This is a genomic window from Pseudomonas gebzensis (assembly GCF_034427815.1).
GTDB lineage: Bacteria > Pseudomonadota > Gammaproteobacteria > Pseudomonadales > Pseudomonadaceae > Aquipseudomonas.
Genome location: NZ_JAXQNS010000025.1, coordinates 1 through 1,486, shown reverse-complemented (window position 1 = coordinate 1,486; position 1,486 = coordinate 1). Strand labels below are relative to the sequence as shown.

1 protein-coding gene is annotated in these 1,486 nt (G+C 57.9%); it reads left to right on the top strand.

Going from position 1 to position 1,486, the window contains the following annotated elements; all coding sequences use genetic code 11:
- The coding region (locus tag SJI00_RS22295) for an immunoglobulin-like domain-containing protein (RefSeq protein WP_322463845.1) at positions 1–1,486 on the top strand (1,486 nt) is incomplete at both ends.

The following is a 1,486-nucleotide window of genomic DNA, read 5'->3' as shown; positions in this document are numbered from 1 at the left end:
TAATGGCGAGACCATTACGATTGCGGTTGGCCAGAGCTCCGGCACTGTAACGACAACGGTCAGCAACGACGTTTACGTCGGCCATGCAGCTGTGAATAACAGCATCGCCACCGTTTCTGGCGGCAACTACGAAAGCCTGGTCGCCAACAAAACTGTTGTCACCACAACCGTGACCGACACGGTCGACACTTCGACCGTAACGTTGACCGCTACTCCATCGGTTGCAGAAGGCGGATCCATCGTTTACACCGCCAGCGTCAGCGCTCCGGTCACCAACACTCCGGTCACCGTGAAACTCGCCAATGGCGAAACCATCACGATCGCAGTCGGCCAGAGCTCCGGGACTGTAACGACGGCGGTCAGCAATGATGTGTACGTCGGTCATGACTCGGTCAGCAACAGCATCGCCACTGTTACAGGCGGCAATTACGAAAGTCTCGTTGCGAATAAAACTGCTGTCACCACAACCGTGACCGACACTGTCGATACTTCGACCGTAACTCTGACTGCAACTCCTTCGGTCGCAGAAGGCGGCTCCATCGTTTACACCGCTTCGGTCAGCGCGCCGGTCACCAACACTCCAGTCACCGTGAAGCTCGCCAACGGCGAGACCATTACCATCGCAGTAGGCCAGAGCTCCGGGACAGTCAGCACTCCGGTTACCAACGACGTGTACGTCGGTCATGCAGCTGTGAATAACAGCATCGCTACTGTTATGGGCGGTAATTACGAAAACCTGGTTGCTAATCAGACTCCAGTGACTACGGCTGTCACCGATACGGTTGATACCTCGACGGTTACTCTGACTGCCACTCCTTCGGTTGCAGAAGGCGGCTCGATTGTCTATACCGCCTCCGTGAGCGCGCCGGTCACTAATGCTCCGGTCACCGTGAAGCTCGCTAATGGCGAGACCATCACCATCGCAGTAGGCCAGAGCTCCGGCACCGTCAGCACTCCGGTTACCAACGACGTGTACGTCGGTCATGCAGCTGTGAATAACAGTATCGCTACCGTTTCCGGCGGCAGCTATGAAAACCTGGTGGCGAACCAGGGCGTTGTGAAAACCGCCGTCACCGACACGGTCGACACCTCGACTGTGACTCTGACCGCCACCCCATCGGTCGCCGAAGGCGGATCCATCGTTTACACCGCCAGCGTCAGCGCTCCGGTCACCAACACTCCGGTCACCGTGAAACTCGCCAACGGCGAGACCATCACCATCGCAGTGGGCCAGAGCTCCGGGACTGTAACGACAGCGGTCAGCAATGACGTCTACGTCGGCCATGACTCGGTCAGCAACAGCATCACTACCGTTTCCGGCGGCAACTACGAAAGCCTGGTGGCGAACAAAACTGCTGTCACAACAACTGTGACCGACACGATCGACACTTCGACCGTGACTCTGACTGCCACCCCATCAGTGGCCGAAGGCGGCTCCATCGTCTACACCGCTTCCGTCAGCGCTCCGGTCACCAACACTCCGGTC